Origin of the sequence: Roseovarius mucosus DSM 17069, assembly GCF_000768555.3 — a bacterium.
Taxonomy (GTDB): Bacteria; Pseudomonadota; Alphaproteobacteria; order Rhodobacterales; family Rhodobacteraceae; genus Roseovarius; species Roseovarius mucosus.
Genome location: NZ_KN293984.1, coordinates 81944 through 98142, shown reverse-complemented (window position 1 = coordinate 98142; position 16199 = coordinate 81944). Strand labels below are relative to the sequence as shown.

The 16199-nt window shown below is 62.6% G+C and carries 17 protein-coding genes and 1 pseudogene; 13 read left to right on the top strand and 5 right to left on the bottom strand.

Going from position 1 to position 16199, the window contains the following annotated elements; genetic code table 11:
- Nucleotides 1-37 precede the first annotated feature (37 nt).
- Nucleotides 38-740: pseudogene (locus tag ROSMUC_RS15640) on the bottom strand (response regulator).
- A 147-nt stretch (nucleotides 741-887) separates the two neighbouring features.
- Between ROSMUC_RS15640 and mce the strand changes: the two are divergent.
- Together mce and ROSMUC_RS15630 are read left to right on the top strand one after the other, a co-directional pair.
- Complete coding sequence (mce, locus tag ROSMUC_RS15635; protein ID WP_037275231.1) at nucleotides 888-1292, top strand: methylmalonyl-CoA epimerase; 405 nt, start codon at nucleotides 888-890, stop codon at nucleotides 1290-1292.
- On the top strand, nucleotides 1292-1576 hold the full coding sequence (locus ROSMUC_RS15630) for a DUF1467 family protein (protein WP_037275229.1): 285 nt from the start codon (nucleotides 1292-1294) through the stop codon (nucleotides 1574-1576). Before mce ends, ROSMUC_RS15630 begins: the two co-directional genes overlap by 1 nt.
- Here the strand turns inward: ROSMUC_RS15630 and ROSMUC_RS15625 are convergent.
- Nucleotides 1542-2249: an EI24 domain-containing protein gene (locus ROSMUC_RS15625; RefSeq protein ID WP_037275227.1), complete on the bottom strand. Its 708-nt coding sequence runs from the start codon at nucleotides 2247-2249 to the stop codon at nucleotides 1542-1544. The two genes, ROSMUC_RS15630 and ROSMUC_RS15625, sit on opposite strands and share 35 nt — an antisense overlap.
- Nucleotides 2246-2824, bottom strand: coding sequence for a nitroreductase family protein (locus ROSMUC_RS15620; RefSeq protein WP_037275225.1), 579 nt, complete (start codon nucleotides 2822-2824; stop codon nucleotides 2246-2248). Before ROSMUC_RS15620 ends, ROSMUC_RS15625 begins: the two co-directional genes overlap by 4 nt.
- Before the next feature lie 113 nt (nucleotides 2825-2937).
- On the opposite strand from ROSMUC_RS15620, the gene ROSMUC_RS15615 reads away from it, so the two are divergent.
- A complete protein-coding gene (locus ROSMUC_RS15615; protein ID WP_037275223.1) occupies nucleotides 2938-3192 on the top strand; it encodes a DUF167 domain-containing protein in 255 nt (84 codons plus the stop codon).
- On the opposite strand, the gene ROSMUC_RS15610 is transcribed toward ROSMUC_RS15615, so the two are convergent.
- Nucleotides 3180-3965: a DeoR/GlpR family DNA-binding transcription regulator gene (locus tag ROSMUC_RS15610; RefSeq protein WP_037275221.1), complete on the bottom strand. Its 786-nt coding sequence runs from the start codon at nucleotides 3963-3965 to the stop codon at nucleotides 3180-3182. The two genes, ROSMUC_RS15615 and ROSMUC_RS15610, sit on opposite strands and share 13 nt — an antisense overlap.
- Nucleotides 3966-4203: 238 nt before the next feature.
- On the opposite strand from ROSMUC_RS15610, the gene glpD reads away from it, so the two are divergent.
- From glpD to ROSMUC_RS15565, 10 genes are all read left to right on the top strand, one after another.
- A complete protein-coding gene (glpD, locus tag ROSMUC_RS15605; RefSeq protein WP_102105994.1) occupies nucleotides 4204-5865 on the top strand; it encodes a glycerol-3-phosphate dehydrogenase in 1662 nt (553 codons plus the stop codon).
- 16 nt (nucleotides 5866-5881) lie between these two features.
- Nucleotides 5882-6970, top strand: coding sequence for an ABC transporter ATP-binding protein (locus tag ROSMUC_RS15600; protein WP_037275219.1), 1089 nt, complete (start codon nucleotides 5882-5884; stop codon nucleotides 6968-6970).
- Between the two features lie 9 nt (nucleotides 6971-6979).
- A complete protein-coding gene (locus ROSMUC_RS15595; RefSeq protein WP_037275217.1) occupies nucleotides 6980-8074 on the top strand; it encodes an ABC transporter ATP-binding protein in 1095 nt (364 codons plus the stop codon).
- The gene (locus ROSMUC_RS15590) at nucleotides 8074-8946 is read left to right on the top strand and encodes a carbohydrate ABC transporter permease (protein WP_037275215.1); all 873 of its coding nucleotides are present in this window, start codon (nucleotides 8074-8076) and stop codon (nucleotides 8944-8946) included. Before ROSMUC_RS15595 ends, ROSMUC_RS15590 begins: the two co-directional genes overlap by 1 nt.
- The gene (locus ROSMUC_RS15585; protein WP_037275213.1) at nucleotides 8946-9788 is read left to right on the top strand and encodes a carbohydrate ABC transporter permease; all 843 of its coding nucleotides are present in this window, start codon (nucleotides 8946-8948) and stop codon (nucleotides 9786-9788) included. The genes ROSMUC_RS15590 and ROSMUC_RS15585 overlap by 1 nt, the downstream gene beginning before the upstream one ends.
- Nucleotides 9788-9958, top strand: coding sequence for a hypothetical protein (locus ROSMUC_RS21080; protein ID WP_170062585.1), 171 nt, complete (start codon nucleotides 9788-9790; stop codon nucleotides 9956-9958). The genes ROSMUC_RS15585 and ROSMUC_RS21080 overlap by 1 nt, the downstream gene beginning before the upstream one ends.
- A gap of 8 nt (nucleotides 9959-9966) precedes the next feature.
- Nucleotides 9967-10239, top strand: coding sequence for a DUF2160 domain-containing protein (locus ROSMUC_RS15580; protein ID WP_037275318.1), 273 nt, complete (start codon nucleotides 9967-9969; stop codon nucleotides 10237-10239).
- Nucleotides 10240-10282: 43 nt separating this feature from the next.
- Nucleotides 10283-12001 (top strand): ABC transporter substrate-binding protein, encoded by a 1719-nt coding sequence (locus tag ROSMUC_RS15575; protein ID WP_206018466.1) that lies wholly within the window; start codon nucleotides 10283-10285, stop codon nucleotides 11999-12001.
- A gap of 111 nt (nucleotides 12002-12112) precedes the next feature.
- The gene (gene glpK / locus ROSMUC_RS15570; RefSeq protein WP_037275210.1) at nucleotides 12113-13600 is read left to right on the top strand and encodes a glycerol kinase GlpK; all 1488 of its coding nucleotides are present in this window, start codon (nucleotides 12113-12115) and stop codon (nucleotides 13598-13600) included.
- Nucleotides 13601-13738: 138 nt separating this feature from the next.
- Nucleotides 13739-14968, top strand: a complete 1230-nt coding sequence (locus ROSMUC_RS15565; RefSeq protein WP_037275209.1) for a glycosyltransferase family 2 protein — start codon at nucleotides 13739-13741, stop codon at nucleotides 14966-14968.
- A gap of 69 nt (nucleotides 14969-15037) precedes the next feature.
- On the opposite strand, the gene ROSMUC_RS15560 is transcribed toward ROSMUC_RS15565, so the two are convergent.
- Entirely contained in the window at nucleotides 15038-16084 is a 1047-nt protein-coding gene (locus tag ROSMUC_RS15560) for a DMT family transporter (protein WP_037275316.1), read from the bottom strand.
- Between the last annotated feature and the right edge of the window lie 115 nt (nucleotides 16085-16199).

Sequence of the window (16199 nt, the reverse complement as noted above, 5' to 3'; positions counted from 1 at the left end):
CTATCTAGCGGTGGGTCGTGGCAAAGCAAAGCGCCCGCTAGAGCGCCGTCCGGGCCGCCAGGCGCATGTCGATCAACCCCATGATCCGCGCAACGCCCGCCTCGGAACAGTGCCCTGTCAGCCCCGCCGCGGCCTCGGACAACACCGCATCTTCGGCGGCGCGGGCCACACTGGCCAGAAACTGCGCGGCGTAGCTCAGAATATCGGGGGTGTGATCATGGCTGAGCAGGCTTTGAACATGGTCGAGATCGTCGCGATATGCCAGCGGATCGGGATGGATCATCTCGGCCTGCACCGCGTAGGGGCCAAGAGGCCGCCGGTCGGTGGGTACATGGCGCAACACCTCTTGCTGAAAGATGCCAAGGCTTGCCACCGGTTTGAGCAAGAACCCATCGGCCCCGGCCGCGACGCGCGCGCGCCTCTGCCACGGCATCCCCGCTTGTGGCGAGGATCACGCCCACGCGCGGCACGGCGCGGGCGAGGTCGGCAATCAGATCCTCGCCCGGACCGTCGGGCAGACCCAGATCGACGATCACCACTGACGGGCGATAGACCTGCAAATGGCGGCGCGCCGAACTCAGGCAATCCGCGCGCCGGATGCGCGCGCCGCTGCGCAGGCACATCAGGCGCAGCGCCTCTGACGCATAGCGGCTATCCTCGACCGCCAGAACGGTCATGCCCATCAGGGGGCGTTGGGCGTTTGGCACGCGCGGGCGCGCAAGGCTGTCAAGATCGGTCATCGGGCGCATCCTTCTGTCACGATATCCCCGCAGCATGGCCCGGTTATGGTGAACGCAAGGTTAATGCGTGGGTTGCGTCCCCCTGTCGCTTGTCAGTTGCTGCGTTCATCCCCATAACGGGGGAAATTCATGCGAAAGGATTGCCCCATGATCGGACGCCTCAATCATGTCGCCATCGCGGTGCCGGACCTCTCCGCCGCTGCTGACCAATATCGCCATGCGCTCGGCGCCAAGGTCGGCGCGCCGCAGGACGAGCCGGATCACGGCGTGACCGTGGTTTTCATCGAATTGCCCAATACCAAGATCGAGTTGCTCTATCCCTTGGGCGAGAACAGCCCGATCCAGGGCTTTCTGGATAAAAACCCCTCAGGCGGGATTCACCATGTCTGCTATGAGGTCGAGGACATCATCGCGGCGCGTGACCATCTGAAATCCACCGGTGCGCGGGTGCTGGGCAACGGAGAGCCCAAGATCGGCGCGCATGGCAAGCCGGTGCTCTTCTTGCACCCCAAGGATTTCAACGGCTGCCTCGTGGAACTGGAGCAGGTCTGATGGGCATTACCTCGGCCATCGTGCTCTTTGCGGTGATCTGGTTCATGACGTTCTTTATCGTGTTGCCGATCCGCATCCAGACCCAAGGGGATCTGGGAAATATCGTGCCCGGCACCCATGCCGGTTCGCCCGAACATCACCATCTCAAGAAAAAGGCGTGGATCACCACCGGGATTGCCATCGTGCTCTGGATCATCATCGGCGGCACGATCATTTCGGGCGTCATCACCGTGCGCGATCTCGACATGTTCAACCGGATGGGCCCGCCCGCCGCGTCTGAGTAGCGTGGAAAATATGGGTAAAGGTGGCGGCCCCCAGGATCGGGATCAAGAGGTTCACCAGCGGCACTGAGAGCGGCATCGCCATGAGCACGCCTGCCGCCCATATGGTCAGGCGGTGTTTCTTGCGCAGGCTCCTGGCCCCCGCCCGCCCGACCCGGCGCATGGCGACCAGTTGGAAATATTCCATCCCCAGAAGATAGCCGTTCAATCCCCAGAAGATGAAGAGCGCGAAGGGCGTGAAAAGCGCATAGAGAAAGAGCGCCACGACATTGGCGCCGATGATCACGCCCAAGAAGTTGACCGTATCGCGCAGCGCCTCGCCAAAGGGAACGGATTGCGCGGGGGGTAATCCGGGATAGTGGCGATCCTCCACCGCATCGGCCACCGTGTCGAGAAACATCGAGGTGATGGCAGAGGCGACCGGCACCATCAGAAACACGGACAGCACGATCATGAGAAGGAACGACGCCCCGCTCAAGAGATCGCCCACCCATGTCACCTCGCCCAAGAGCGGCAGAGTGGTGGTGTCGCCCACCGTCGCCTGAATGAGCCAGAGCACACCGGCATAGGCCGCAATCAAAAGCGCAAGCGTCAAACCGACGCCGAGAAACAGCACCTTGCGGAATCGCGGATCGCCGATCTGGCCCAGGGCCTTGAAGAAACTGGCGAAGATCATTCCGAAACCCAAGTCGTGATGCTGTCAATCTCGGGGCGCGGACGCTCGGGCGGGGCGGCGCCTTCGGTGCCGATGTGGATGAATCCGGCGATACGCTCGTGATCCGCCAGCCCGAGGGCTGCGGCGGCGAACCCCCGGTCATGGCTGGGCCAGCCGCTCAGCCAGTTGGCCCCCCATCCCGCAGCGAGCGCGGCGTTCAGGAGGCCGAGACAGACACAGGCCGCCGAATAGGTTTGTTCGATGGCCGGGATTTTTTCCGAGGGTTTCGGGCTCTCAATCACCGCGACCGCCAGATGCGCGTCTGCGAATTGCGTTTCGGCCTTGGCGATGTCCTCGGGCGACTTGCCCAGCCGCGCGCCGGCCTGCGGCACGAGCCCCGCCAACCGCACAAGTGCCGCGCGTTCCAGCACGATCAGGCGCCAGGGTTCCAGCTTGCCATGATCGGGCACGCGGGTGGCGGCGGTCAGAAGCGGGCGCAGCGCGTCACGGTCCGGGACCGGCAAGGCAAGCGTCTTGGCCGGGCGCGAACGGCGTGAGAGCAGGAAATCGAGAGCGGCGGGATTGGGCGTTGGCATCGGTGTCTTTCTCTTGCAAGGCCCCCCACATGTCGGCAAGCCTGCGCCCGTGGTCAAGCCCCGAAGCGGCGATTCCTGTTGGATGGGCGCGCGTCGGCAGGTATTGCAATGGCATGGACATCCCCGATCTCAGCGCGCTGGCCCAGCCCGGCACCACCATCGCCCTGCGCGTCACCCCAAAGGCCGCGCGCAACCGGATCGTCGCGGAAGAGGGCGGGCTGCGCGTCTATGTCACCACCGTGCCCGAGGATGGCAAGGCCAATGCCGCCGTTGTCAAATTGCTGGCCAAGGCGCTCGGCGTGCCGAAATCGCGCCTGACCCTGCTGCGCGGTCACACCAGCCGGGACAAGGTGTTTCAGGTCGATTGACGCTTGCCCGGCATGCCCGCCACCTGCACCCGCGTGCCCCAGCCCACGCAGCTTTCGGTCAAGGGGGCGGGCAGGGGGCGGTCGGTAAAGACCTGATCGACATCGCGGATAGACCCAAGCCGCACCGGCGCGCTGCGCTGGAACTTGGAATGATCCGCCACCAGAAACACCTCGCGCGAGCGGTTGAGCAGGGTCTGGCCCACAACCACCTCCTGAATGTCGAAATCCAGCATGTCGCCATCCTCGTCCAGCGCGGAACAGCCCAGGATGGCATAATCGAATTTGAAATTCTCTATGGTGCGCGCAGTCAGATTGCCGACAAGGCCATTGTCAGAGCGCCGGAGCGCCCCGCCCGCCACGACAATCTCGCAATCCTTGTTGGCGAGCAGGATTTGCGCCACGTTCATGTTGTTGGTGACGACCATCAGGTTGCGGTGATCCATCAATTCGCGGGCCACTGCCTCGGTCGTGGTGCCAATGTCGAGAAAGACCGAGGCATCATGCGGAATGGCCGCCGCACAGGCGCGGCCAATCGCGGCCTTGGCAGGCTCGTTCAGGCGGCGGCGTTCCTCGTAGAGAATGTTCGAGACACCCGACGGCAGGATCGCGCCGCCATGGACGCGCTCCAGCTTGCCTGCGTTGGCCAGTTCGGTGAGGTCGCGGCGGATGGTCTGGACAGTCACGTCAAAGCGTTCGGCCAGATCCTCGACCGTGACCTTGCCTTCGGCGCGGGCGATTTCGAGAATGTCGGGTTGGCGAAAGCTCTGGGACATGGGCGGCCTTGATTGGTTGCGGGTTCGATTATGTTCGTTTTGCCGCGCGCTGCAAGCAAAGCCTCCGCTGCGCTGCGGCGAAGCGGGCGAATCGCGGCGGTCACGGGTGGGGTGACGTCACGTCAGGCTGAAAAATGCGTTCGTTCGCGCCCGCGCCCGCGCTTGGACCTGAGAAATGATGAATGAAATCAAAGAGCGCATGAGTAAAAGAAACAAAACGAACATTCATTCTTGACCTATGCGGTCAAAAAGTGGTTCGTTTGCGCTCATCTTACGGTGGGAGGGGCGCGTGTCGCAGGACCGCGAGGGCACAGTGATCGACCTGTTCGTCATCGGCGGCGGCATCAACGGCTGTGGCATCGCGCGCGATGCGGCGGGCCGGGGACTGCGGGTTGAACTGGCCGAGATGAACGATCTCGCCTGGGCTACATCGAGCGCTTCGACCAAGCTTTTCCACGGTGGTCTGCGCTATCTCGAATATTTCGAAATCCGGCTGGTGCGCGAGGCGCTGATCGAGCGGGAAACCCTGCTGCGCGCCATGCCGCATATCAGCTGGCCCATGCGCTTTGTGCTACCCTATCACCGCGATATGCGGTTCGAGGGCGAAACGCCCACCTCGCGCATCCTCAATCTGGTGATGCCCTGGATGAAGGGGCGGCGGCCTGCCTGGCTGATCCGTCTGGGACTGTTCCTGTATGACCATCTCGGGGGCCGTAAAATCCTGCCTGCGACTGCGACGCTCGATCTGCGTGCGGGGCCTGAAGGCGCGCCGCTCAAGGACAAGTTCACCCGCGCCTATGAATATTCCGACTGCTGGATCGAGGACAGCCGCCTTGTCGTGCTCAACGCCCGCGATGCCGAGGCGCGCGGTGCGCGCATCCGCACCCGCACCCGCGTGCAATCGGCCGAGCGTGTGGGCGATCTGTGGCAGGTGACGCTCAAGGATCAGGAAACCGGCGCGACAGAGGTGGTGCAGGCGCGCGCCCTCGTCAATGCCGCCGGACCTTGGGTCAAGGATGTGATCTCGGGCACGCTGCGCCTCGACTCTGCCGAAGGGGTGCGGCTGGTGCGCGGTAGCCATATCGTGACGCGGCGCCTGTTCGATCACGACAAATGCTATTTCTTCCAAGGTACCGATGGGCGGATCATCTTTGCCATCCCCTATGAGGGCGAATTCACCCTGATCGGCACCACCGATGCCGAACATGGGCAGGCGGATACGCGCCCCGAATGCACGCCGGAAGAGGCCGAGTATCTCTGCCGCTTTGCGTCGGAATATTTCAAGACGCCCGTGACACGCGCCGATATCGTCTGGACCTATTCGGGCGTGCGCCCGCTCTATGACGATGGCGCGAAATCCGCCACCGCTGCCACCCGTGACTATGTGCTTACATTGGCCGAGGGGTCGGGCGCGCCGCTCTTGAACATCTTTGGCGGCAAGATCACCACCTATCGCAAACTGGCCGAGGCGGCGCTGGCCAAGTTGCGCCCGTTCTTTCCGGATGCTGGTGCAGATTGGACCGCGGGCGTCGCCCTGCCGGGGGGTGATTTCCCCGTTGACGGGTTCGACCGGCTGACCGAGAGTCTGCATAGGGCCTATCCGTTTCTCACGGAGCCATGGGCGCGGCGCCTGGTGCGCGCATACGGCACCGAGGCGGTGGATATTCTGGGCGAGGCGCGCGAGGCCGCCGATCTTGGCCCCGATTTCGGGGCAACCCTGACGGGGGCCGAGGTGCGCTGGCAGATGGACCACGAATACGCCCGCGCTGCGGCGGATGTGGTCTGGCGGCGTACCCGTCTGGGCCTCAAGATGACCGAGGCGCAGATTGCGGCGCTCGACGACTGGATGCAGCAGGAGCGCGGGCTTGATCGGGCCGCCCCCGTGGCTGCCAAGGGATAAGGGAGGATACGACCGCATGGCGCTGACACTCAAGGGGGTATCGAAACGTGTGAACGGGCAGGTGCATATTCACCCGACCGACCTCACGCTCGAGGCCGGCACGATGAACGTGCTTCTGGGGCCAACCCTCTCGGGGAAAACCTCGCTCATGCGGCTGATGGCGGGGCTCGATGTGCCCGCGACGGGCCGTATCCTGTGGAACGGCGCGGATGTCACCGGAATGCGCGTGCAGGATCGCCGCGTGGCGATGGTCTATCAGCAATTCATCAACTACCCTTCGATGACCGTCTATGACAACATCGCCTCGCCCCTGCGGCTGATGGGCAAATCCAGCGCCGAGATTGACGCGGCGGTGCGTAAAACCGCCGATCTGATGCAGCTCTCGCCGATGCTGTCGCGCAAGCCGCTGGAGCTTTCGGGTGGTCAGCAACAGCGCTGCGCGCTGGCCCGCGCGCTGGTCAAGGAGGCCGGTCTGGTTCTGCTCGATGAGCCGCTGGCCAACCTCGATTACAAGCTGCGCGAGGAACTGCGCGCGGAAATCCCGCGGATTTTCGAGGCGGCGGGCAGCATCTTTGTCTATGCCACGACCGAACCCGAGGAGGCGCTGCTTCTTGGCGGCAATACCGCGACCCTCTGGGAGGGGCGTGTCACGCAATTCGGCCCAACGCCGCAGGTCTACCGCCAGCCGCGCGACGCCACGACCGCGCGCGTCTTCAGCGATCCGCCGATGAATTTTCTGACCGTGCAGAAATCCGGCACGCGCATCCTCTTTGGTGATGGGCAATCGGCGGCGGCGCTGGGCAGCATGGCGGGACTTGCCGATGGCACCTATACGGCGGGCTTCCGGCCCAACCACCTGGAACTGGACCGGCATACGCCTGATGCGCTGAGTTTTGACACACGCCTCAACGTGACCGAGATCACCGGGTCCGAAACCTTTGTGCATCTGGATCACCATGGCGAGCGGTGGGTGGGTCTTATCCATGGGGTGCGCGACCTGAAACTGGGGGCCGCACTCCGGGTCTATCTCGATCCGGCGCATGTCTATGTGTTCGGGTCGGATGGCGTGCTGGTCGCACCAGCACCCTATGCAGAGGCGGCGTGAGGGGGAATCATGGCCAAGATCACGCTGGATAATCTCGCGCATAGTTACCTCGCCCGCCCCGCGTCCGAGGCGGATTTCGCGCTCAAAGAGCTGAACCACGTCTGGGGCGATGGCGAGGCTTATGCCCTCTTGGGCGCGTCGGGCTGTGGCAAGTCCACGCTGCTCAACATCATTTCGGGCCTCTTGCGCCCAAGTCAGGGCCGTATCCTGTTCAACGATCAGGATGTCACCGATCAGGCCACCGCCGCGCGCAACATTGCGCAGGTGTTCCAGTTTCCGGTGGTCTATGACACCATGACGGTGCGCGACAATCTGGCCTTTCCGCTGCGCAATCGCGGCGCGCAGCCCGCCTATATCGCCGAGCGGGTCCAGACCATCGCCCGCATGATCGGGATGGAGGCGGAACTGGGACGCAAGGCGCGCGGCCTTACGGCGGATGCCAAGCAGAAGATCAGCCTTGGCCGCGGCATGGTGCGTGAGGATGTCAACGCGCTGCTCTTCGATGAGCCGCTGACAGTGATCGACCCCCATATGAAATGGGAGTTGCGGACGCAGCTCAAGGCGCTGCATCACGAGTTTGGCCATACGATGATCTATGTCACCCATGACCAGACCGAGGCGCTGACCTTTGCCGACAAGGTCGTCGTCATGCACGATGGCCGCGTCGTACAGATGGGCACGCCGCAGGAGCTGTTCGAGCGGCCAGAGCACACATTCGTGGGCTATTTCATCGGCTCGCCGGGGATGAACCTGCTCGATGCAGAGGTTTCCGGCACCAAGGCCGTAGTGCAAGGCGTCGAAATCCCGCTTGGGGCCGACTATGCCCGCCCCACGGGCCGGGTGCAGATCGGTGTGCGGCCCGAATTTGTGCGCCTGACGGCAGGGGCAGAGGGGCTGCCCGTGACCGTGCGGCGGATCGAGGATGTGGGCCGTCACAAGATCATCCGCTGCGAATTGGCCGGGGTTCAGATCAACGCCATCGCCGCTGAGGGCGCGCTGATTTCGCCCGACATGACGCGCGTCACCTTCGATCCGGCCGCGATCAATGTCTATGCCGATGACTGGCGCGTGACACCGAAATCTCAGGCGCAGGAGGCCGCGTGATGGACAAGACCGTCAATCAAAAGGCATGGTTCCTTGTCCTGCCCGTCCTTCTTCTCGTGGCGTTCTCTGCCGTCATCCCGCTTATGACCGTGGTCAACTATTCGGTGCAGGACACATTCGGCAACAACCAGTTTTTCTGGGCGGGGCTGGAGTGGTTCGAGGAAATGCTCGCCTCGGAACGGATGTGGGACGCGCTGCAACGGCAGGCGATCTTTTCCGCGATCATCCTCGCCATCGAGGTGCCGCTGGGCATTCTGGTGGCACTGAACATGCCCAAGCGCGGCATCTGGGTGTCGGTCTGCCTTGTGCTGATGTCCTTGCCGCTCTTGATCCCGTGGAACGTGGTCGGCACCATCTGGCAAATCTTTGGCCGGGTCGATATCGGCCTTCTGGGTCATACTCTGGCCGCGCTGGGCATCGACTATAACTACACGCAGAATGCGGGCGATGCCTGGGTCACGCTCATCGTGATGGATGTCTGGCACTGGACCTCGCTGGTGGCCCTTCTGGCCTATGCCGGGCTGCAATCCATCCCCGATGCCTATTATCAGGCCGCCAAGATTGATCAGGCCAGCCGCTGGGCTGTGTTCCGCTATATCGAATTGCCCAAGATGACGGGCGTTTTGATGATCGCCATCCTCCTGCGCTTCATGGACAGTTTCATGATCTATACCGAGCCTTTCGTGGTCACGGGGGGCGGTCCGGGCAATGCGACGACGTTCCTTTCGATCGACCTCGTGAAAATGGCGCTGGGACAGTTCGACCTCGGCCCTGCCGCCGCCTTCTCGATCATGTATTTTCTCGTAATCCTGCTGATTTCATGGGTGTTTTACACAGTCATGGTCAATCTCGACAAACGGGAGGGCAAGTGATGGCCGATTTGACCGCCGCACGCGGCACCACCCGCAGCTTTGCCTTGCCGCGTATCAACGTGGTGATGGTGCTTTACCTCGTGTTCCTGCTCTTGCCGATCTATTGGCTGGTAAACATGAGCTTCAAGACCAATGACGAGATACTTGGCGCATTCTCGCTCTGGCCGCAGAGCCCGACGCTGGCGAATTATGCCACCATCCTCACCGATGCCAGTTGGTATATGGGCTATGTCAATTCGCTGATCTATGTGGTGATGAACACGGTCCTGTCGATTGCCGTGGCCCTGCCCGCCGCCTATGCGTTCTCGCGCTACAGCTTTCTTGGTGACAAGCATCTGTTCTTCTGGCTCTTGACCAACCGCATGGCCCCGCCTGCGGTCTTTGCCCTGCCGTTCTTTCAGCTTTATTCAAGCGTGGGCCTGTTTGACACGCATATCGCCGTGGCGCTGGCGCATTGCCTCTTCAACGTGCCCTTGGCTGTGTGGATTCTGGAAGGGTTCATGCGCGGCGTGCCCAAGGAGATTGACGAGACCGCCTATATCGACGGCTATTCCTTCGGGCGGTTTTTCGTCAAGATCTTCATGCCGCTGATTGCATCGGGCGTGGGCGTGGCTGCGTTCTTCTGCTTCATGTTCTCATGGGTGGAACTGCTCTTGTCGCGCACGCTGACAAGTGTGGATGCCAAACCGATTGCGGCCACCATGACCCGCACCGTGTCAGCAAGCGGTCTGGACTGGGGCGTGCTCGCGGCGGCGGGGGTGCTGACCATCGTGCCGGGGGCCTTGGTGATCTATTTCGTGCGCAATTACATCGCCAAGGGCTTTGCCCTGGGGAGGGTGTGATGGCTGTTCTGCTCGGACTGGTTTTGCTTGGCATCCTCGTTTTCGCGCGCGGGTCGCTATGGGCGGCAGGAATGGTGGGAAAGACGCTTTACGTGGTGGTCGTGGTTTTCGCGATCGCCCTGACGCTGCTGCTGGCGATCGAGCGGATCGAAGGAATGGGGGAATACTGACGATGGATCTGTCTTGGATGGCTTGGACACTTCCGACCGCGATCTTTTTCGGGGTCATTGCGACGCTGCTCATCACCTTCACGGTGCTGGCGATCAAATTCCCCGAAACCCCGCGCGTCGGTATCCTCAGAATCGAGACGACGCGCGGCGATCGTCTCTTCATCACGCTTCTCGGCTCGGCCTTTCTCAATCTGGCCTGGCTCGGAATTGTCGGCGCGAACCAGCCTTACGCGCTGATCCTCTGCCTGATCTATGCCGCGGCGGTGTTTCGCTGGGTTTAGACCGGGATCAATCACCAACAAAGTTCACCTAGGGAGGGAAACCATGAACTTGCGAATGAGAACAACCACCGCGCTGGTGTCGCTGGGCCTGATGGCCACGCCCGCCTTCGCCGATATGGAGGCGGCAAAGGCGTTTCTCGATGCGGAAATCGGCGATCTGTCCACGCTCAGCCGCGCCGAGCAAGAGGCGGAAATGCAGTGGTTCATCGACGCGGCCCAGCCTTTTGCCGGCATGGAAATCAAGGTCGTGTCGGAAACCATCGACACCCACAGCTACGAATCCAAGGTGCTGGCACCCGCCTTTACCGCCATCACCGGCATCAAGGTCACGCATGACCTGATCGGCGAAGGCGATGTGGTCGAGAAACTGCAAACCCAGATGCAGTCGGGCGAGAACATCTATGACGGCTATGTCAACGACAGTGACCTCATCGGCACCCATTGGCGCTATCAGCAGGTGCGCAACCTGACCGACTGGATGGCAGGCGAGGGCGCGGATGTGACCAGCCCGACGCTCGACATCGACGATTTCGTGGGCCTCTCGTTCACCACCGGCCCTGATGGCAAGGTCTATCAGCTCCCGACCCAACAATTCGCCAACCTTTACTGGTTCCGCTACGATTGGTTCAACGACGACAAGAACAAGGCCGATTTCAAAGAGAAATACGGCTATGATCTGGGCGTTCCGGTGAACTGGTCGGCCTATGAGGACATCGCCGAATTCTTCACCGGGCGCGATCTGAGCCACCTGGGCGTCGAGGGCGAAGTCTTTGGCAACATGGATTACGGCAAGAAAGACCCCAGCCTTGGCTGGCGCTACACCGATGCCTGGATGTCCATGGCCGGGATGGGCGACAAGGGCGAGCCGAACGGCCTGCCGGTCGACGAATGGGGCATCCGGGTGAACGAGAATTCGCAGCCCGTCGGTTCCTGCGTCGCGCGTGGCGGGGCCACCAACAGCCCCGCCGCCGTCTATGCCGTGACCAAGGCGATCGAGTGGCTTCAGAAATATTCGCCCCCCGCTGCCGCTGGCATGACCTTCTCCGAGGCAGGCCCGATCCCGGCGCAGGGCAATGTCGCGCAGCAGATGTTCTGGTACACCGCCTTTACCGCCGCTTCCGTCAAACCCGACCTGCCGGTGATGAACGAGGACGGCACGCCCAAGTGGCGCATGGCCCCCTCGCCGCACGGCGTCTATTGGGAAGACGGCATGAAAGTGGGTTACCAGGATGCCGGGTCCTGGACCCTGATGAAATCCACCCCCGTGGACCGCGCCAAGGCCGCCTGGCTCTATGCGCAGTTCGTGACCTCGAAAACCGTGGATGTGAAGAAGGCGCATACCGGCCTCACCTTCATCCGCGAGTCGACCATTCAGCACGAGAGCTTTACCGAGCGTGCGCCGAAACTGGGCGGTCTTGTGGAATTCTACCGCTCGCCCGCGCGCGTGCAGTGGTCGCCCACCGGCACCAACGTGCCTGACTATCCGAAACTGGCACAGCTCTGGTGGCAGAACATCGGCGACGCCATGTCGGGCGCCAAAACCCCGCAAGAGGCGCTTGATGCGCTCTGCTCCGATCAGGAGCGTGTGCTCGAGCGGCTTGAGCGCGCTGGTATCCAGGGCGACATCGGCCCCAAACTCAATGAGGAAATGGACCCCGCGCATTGGCTGAGCCAGCCCGGCGCGCCCAAGGCCAAGCTTGAGAACGAGGACGAAGAGCCGGTCACCATCGCTTATGACGAGCTGATCAAGTCCTGGCAATAAGCCAACCGATCCGGGCCGCCTTGCGTGCGGCCCGGCGCGAACCCATACTGCGGTCGCCGCCCAACGGTGGCGGCCGCTTTTTCTATCTTTGCCGCGTTCAGGATCACAGCCATGTCCCACATCCTCGCCATTGACCAAGGCACCACCTCGAGCCGCGCGATCCTGTTTGACGAGGGCATGCGGATCACGGCCACGGCCCAAGAGGAATTCGCGCAGCATTTCCCGCAATCGGGCTGGGTGGAGCATGATGCCAATGACCTGTGGTCTACCACCGCAGGCACCTGCCGCGCGGTGATCGAAAAGGCCGGTCTGACCGGCGCGGATATTGCCGCCATCGGCATCACCAACCAGCGCGAGACAACCGTGGTCTGGGACCGTCACACCGGGCAAGCCATTCATCGCGCGATTGTCTGGCAGGATCGGCGCACGGCGGACTATTGCGCCGAGCTGCGCGCAGCCGGGCACGAGCCGATGGTGGCAGAGCGCACGGGCCTTTTGCTCGATCCCTATTTTTCCGGCACGAAACTGCGCTGGATACTCGATCATGTTCCGGGCGCTCGGGACCGCGCCCAAGCGGGTGATCTGCTCTTTGGCACCGTCGACAGTTATCTCATCTGGAAACTTACCGGCGGTCGCGTCCATGCCACCGACGCCACCAATGCCGCGCGCACCCTGCTCTATGACATCCGCAAGGGACGCTGGAGCGCCACGATTTGCGACCTCCTGGGCATACCCATGCAGATGCTGCCTGAGGTGCGCGACAGCGCCGATGACTATGGTCACACGCGCGCCGATCTCTTTGGTCGCGAAATCCCCATTCGCGGCGTGGCGGGCGATCAACAGGCCGCAACCGTCGGGCAGGCGTGTTTCAAGCCGGGGATGCTCAAATCCACCTATGGCACCGGCTGTTTTGCCCTTCTGAACACTGGCGACACGCCGGTTGTCTCGCAAAACCGGCTGCTGACCACCATCGCCTATCAACTGGATGGCAAACCCACCTACGCGCTCGAAGGCTCGATCTTTGTCGCAGGCGCCGTGGTGCAGTGGCTGCGCGACGGGCTCAAGATGATCCGCCACGCAAGCGAAACGCAGCCCTTGGCCGAACAGGCCGACCCAAATCAAACGGTCGTTCTGGTGCCTGCCTTTACCGGGCTGGGCGCGCCCTATTGGCGGCCCGAGTGCCGGGGCGCGATCTTTGGCCTTACCCGCAGCACCGGCCCTGCCGAGCTTGCGCGCGCGGCGCTCGAGAGTGTGGGGTTCCAGACCCGCGATCTCTTGCGCGCGATGCGTGATGACTGGGCCGGACACGGGGCCGACGCGGTTTTGCGCGTGGACGGGGGAATGAGCGCCTCTGACTGGGCGATGCAGTTCCTCTCAGACATTATCGACGCACCGGTGGACCGGCCGGAGGTGCTGGAAACCACGGCGCTCGGGGCGGCGTGGCTGGCGGGGATGCATATCGGACTTTATCCAAATCAGGCCGGATTTGCCGAAACCTGGGCGCTGGAGCGACAGTTTCTGCCCCAGATGTCGGCGGATCTGCGCAGCACCAAAGTCGCAGGCTGGGCGCGCGCGGTTGAGGCGACACTCGCCTTTTAGCTGTTTGCACGCAGGGCGAGGGTTACATTGGCTCACGAGAGATTTTACTCTCGTGACACGTCTTATGTTGTGATCAAGGCCGTCAAAGATTAGGTTGTATACAAAGTAATGTATTTCTCTATCCCTCGAGGAGTTCCCATGACCCCCCCGGTCAGCGTCATTGTCCCGGCCCGAAACGAGGCGCAGACCATCGCCCGCGTGGTGTCGGTTCTGGCGGATATGCCGGATGTGGGCGAGGTTGTGGTGATCGACAACGGCTCGACCGATGCGACAGCGGACTTGGCGCGCGGGGCAGGTGCTGTGGTCATCTCAGAGGCTCAGACCGGCATGGGCCATGCAGTGCGCGCGGGCATCGCCGCCGCGCGCCATGATTGGGTGATGAAGGTCGACGCCGACCTCGACCGGTTCGATACAGATCTCTTTGCCCGTATGCCCGCCGCCCGCGCCGCCGGTGTGGGGCTGATCAAGGGGGCGTGGCACGACCCCGCCGACAACATGCCGATGACCCGCCTTTTGGTGCGCCCTGCGCTGCGTCAGATGTTTCCGGGCCTTTCGCACCTGCGCGCGCCCAACTCGGGGCTTTATGTCTTTGACCGGTCCCTCATCGCCTATAACGGTCTGGCGACCGATTACGCGGTCGATCTTGATATCATGCTGCGCGTGCACGCGGCGGGGCATTCCGTGGCCGAAGTGGATATTGGCCGCATTGTCCACGACACCCGCGATGTCACGCATTATAATGGCATGGCTGAACAGATCTTTGCGTTCTTCCTCAGCCGTCAACCCCGGATGCTGACCCGAGAAATGGCCGTGCTGGCCCAGGACGGCGCACAGGTGATCCATCATGCGCTGGGGGCGATCGGTCATCGACTTGCGGCAGGGGTCCGCGTGACAGTCTATCTTGAGGATATGACAGGCCTTGGATCGCCCGAGCTGTGCGATGTGCTGGCTGCCTATCCCACCGCCCGGGTGCTACCACTCGACGACGCTTCGGCCTTTTCTAGCCATGTCAATGCTACCGGTCTTTGCGTGCTGGCCCCTTATCCACGGGCGGGCGGGGGCGCGGCGCTGTCTGAGGCGGTTGCGCTCTTTGAGGCCAATCATCACCATCTGCCGGGCGCGCTCTGGCTCATGCCGGTGCATGACAGCGGACGTGAGATCACTGGTTTCGCACCCGACTTGCTGCCCGAGGTGGCGGATGGGCTGGCCCTCAAACAAGCGGCATTCGAGGCGTTGGGGGCTGCCGTCCCGCCACCTGCCGGTCTTGGCCGGGAGCTCTTTCAGAGCTATGCGTCTTTGCCCGATGCTCTGCGTCCGGGCTATGGGCCGGTCGCCAGCCAGCGACAGCCCTCCGTCGGCAACTTCTAGAACAGGCGATTGCGCATCGCGCCCCGACACCCCTGACACATCGTCATCAGCGGGGTGTTTTCGTCGTTCTCACGCGCCCTTGAAGTTCACTTCGCCTTCATGTTCCAGCGCGCGCTCCTGCGCCTGCTTGCGCAGGGCGGAGTTCTCGCGATGGCGGCGGCGCAGCCGGCCATACTGTCCGATGGCCACCGCCAAGAGGATGATCGCCCCGCCGGGGATCAGGCCCGGCCCCGGGTCTTCGCCCAGCATCACCATCGCAATCAGGATCGCCGCAAGTGGCGAAAACGACGTGGCCAGCGATACATCGCCCGAGCGCGCGTATTTCAACCCGAGCGCCCAGGCGAACTGCCCGCCGATCACCACGATCACCGCATAGATCCAGACCCATTGCCAGACGACCGGGTGAAGCACATCTTGGAAATGGTTCGGGCCAAAGAGATAGAGCGCAACAAAGAAATAGAATGTCGTGCCCACGGCGGTGCGATAGATGGCGAAAATGCCCATCGGAATACCGCGCAGGCCCATGCGCGCGATCAGCGTCGAGGCGATATAAGACAGCGTGGCCAAGAGCGCGCCAATCTCGCCCTTGCCGAGGTCGAGCGTGGTGCCCTCATTGTTCATCAGGATCATCACCGCCGCCCCGCAGAGCGCCACCAGACCGGCGACAAAGGCCCACGGCTCGAATTCTTCGCGCAAGAGCAACCAAGCCGCCAGCACAAAGAGTGGCGGCTCGATCCGCCCCATCAGCACGACATTGGTCACGGTCGTATGTTCCAGCGCGTAAAAGAACAGCCCCGGCGTCAGCGCCGAGGAAAAGAACGCCGAGAGCGTGAGGATGACCCAGTGTTTCTTGGTCAGCGCGCGCAGGTTCTCCCATGTCCAATCCCGCCAGAACATGATGATCATCGGCACCATCGACATGAGCGAGCCGACAAACAGCAGGTTGCAATAGGTGATGACATTGCGCCCCATCACGCGGTTTTGCGAACCGATATCGGCAAGCAGCGAGACGAGCGAGTTCGACGAGGCATATATCAGCACCGCCACCCAAGCGAGCGTGGCCCCCATCATGACCTTTGAGGCATCTGGAACGATCTGCGTGCTGGCGTGACTCATGGCGTGCTCCTGAACCGCGATGCTGAACCTTGCCTTTACATTGCGCCGCAACTGAGAAAAGGGCAATGAACGCCCACGCACAGCCGGTCACGTTCCACTGAAGGCCGCGAAATAT

Coding starts and splice junctions, on each gene's coding strand:
- mce (WP_037275231.1), top strand. CDS start 888: ATGATCGGACGCCTCAATCATGTCGCCATCGCGGTGCCGGACCTCTCC.
- ROSMUC_RS15630 (WP_037275229.1), top strand. CDS start 1,292: ATGGGCATTACCTCGGCCATCGTGCTCTTTGCGGTGATCTGGTTCATG.
- ROSMUC_RS15625 (WP_037275227.1), bottom strand. CDS start 2,249: ATGATCTTCGCCAGTTTCTTCAAGGCCCTGGGCCAGATCGGCGATCCG.
- ROSMUC_RS15620 (WP_037275225.1), bottom strand. CDS start 2,824: ATGCCAACGCCCAATCCCGCCGCTCTCGATTTCCTGCTCTCACGCCGT.
- ROSMUC_RS15615 (WP_037275223.1), top strand. CDS start 2,938: ATGGACATCCCCGATCTCAGCGCGCTGGCCCAGCCCGGCACCACCATC.
- ROSMUC_RS15610 (WP_037275221.1), bottom strand. CDS start 3,965: ATGTCCCAGAGCTTTCGCCAACCCGACATTCTCGAAATCGCCCGCGCC.
- glpD (WP_102105994.1), top strand. CDS start 4,204: ATGCGGTCAAAAAGTGGTTCGTTTGCGCTCATCTTACGGTGGGAGGGG.
- ROSMUC_RS15600 (WP_037275219.1), top strand. CDS start 5,882: ATGGCGCTGACACTCAAGGGGGTATCGAAACGTGTGAACGGGCAGGTG.
- ROSMUC_RS15595 (WP_037275217.1), top strand. CDS start 6,980: ATGGCCAAGATCACGCTGGATAATCTCGCGCATAGTTACCTCGCCCGC.
- ROSMUC_RS15590 (WP_037275215.1), top strand. CDS start 8,074: ATGGACAAGACCGTCAATCAAAAGGCATGGTTCCTTGTCCTGCCCGTC.
- ROSMUC_RS15585 (WP_037275213.1), top strand. CDS start 8,946: ATGGCCGATTTGACCGCCGCACGCGGCACCACCCGCAGCTTTGCCTTG.
- ROSMUC_RS21080 (WP_170062585.1), top strand. CDS start 9,788: ATGGCTGTTCTGCTCGGACTGGTTTTGCTTGGCATCCTCGTTTTCGCG.
- ROSMUC_RS15575 (WP_206018466.1), top strand. CDS start 10,283: ATGAACTTGCGAATGAGAACAACCACCGCGCTGGTGTCGCTGGGCCTG.
- glpK (WP_037275210.1), top strand. CDS start 12,113: ATGTCCCACATCCTCGCCATTGACCAAGGCACCACCTCGAGCCGCGCG.
- ROSMUC_RS15565 (WP_037275209.1), top strand. CDS start 13,739: ATGACCCCCCCGGTCAGCGTCATTGTCCCGGCCCGAAACGAGGCGCAG.
- ROSMUC_RS15560 (WP_037275316.1), bottom strand. CDS start 16,084: ATGAGTCACGCCAGCACGCAGATCGTTCCAGATGCCTCAAAGGTCATG.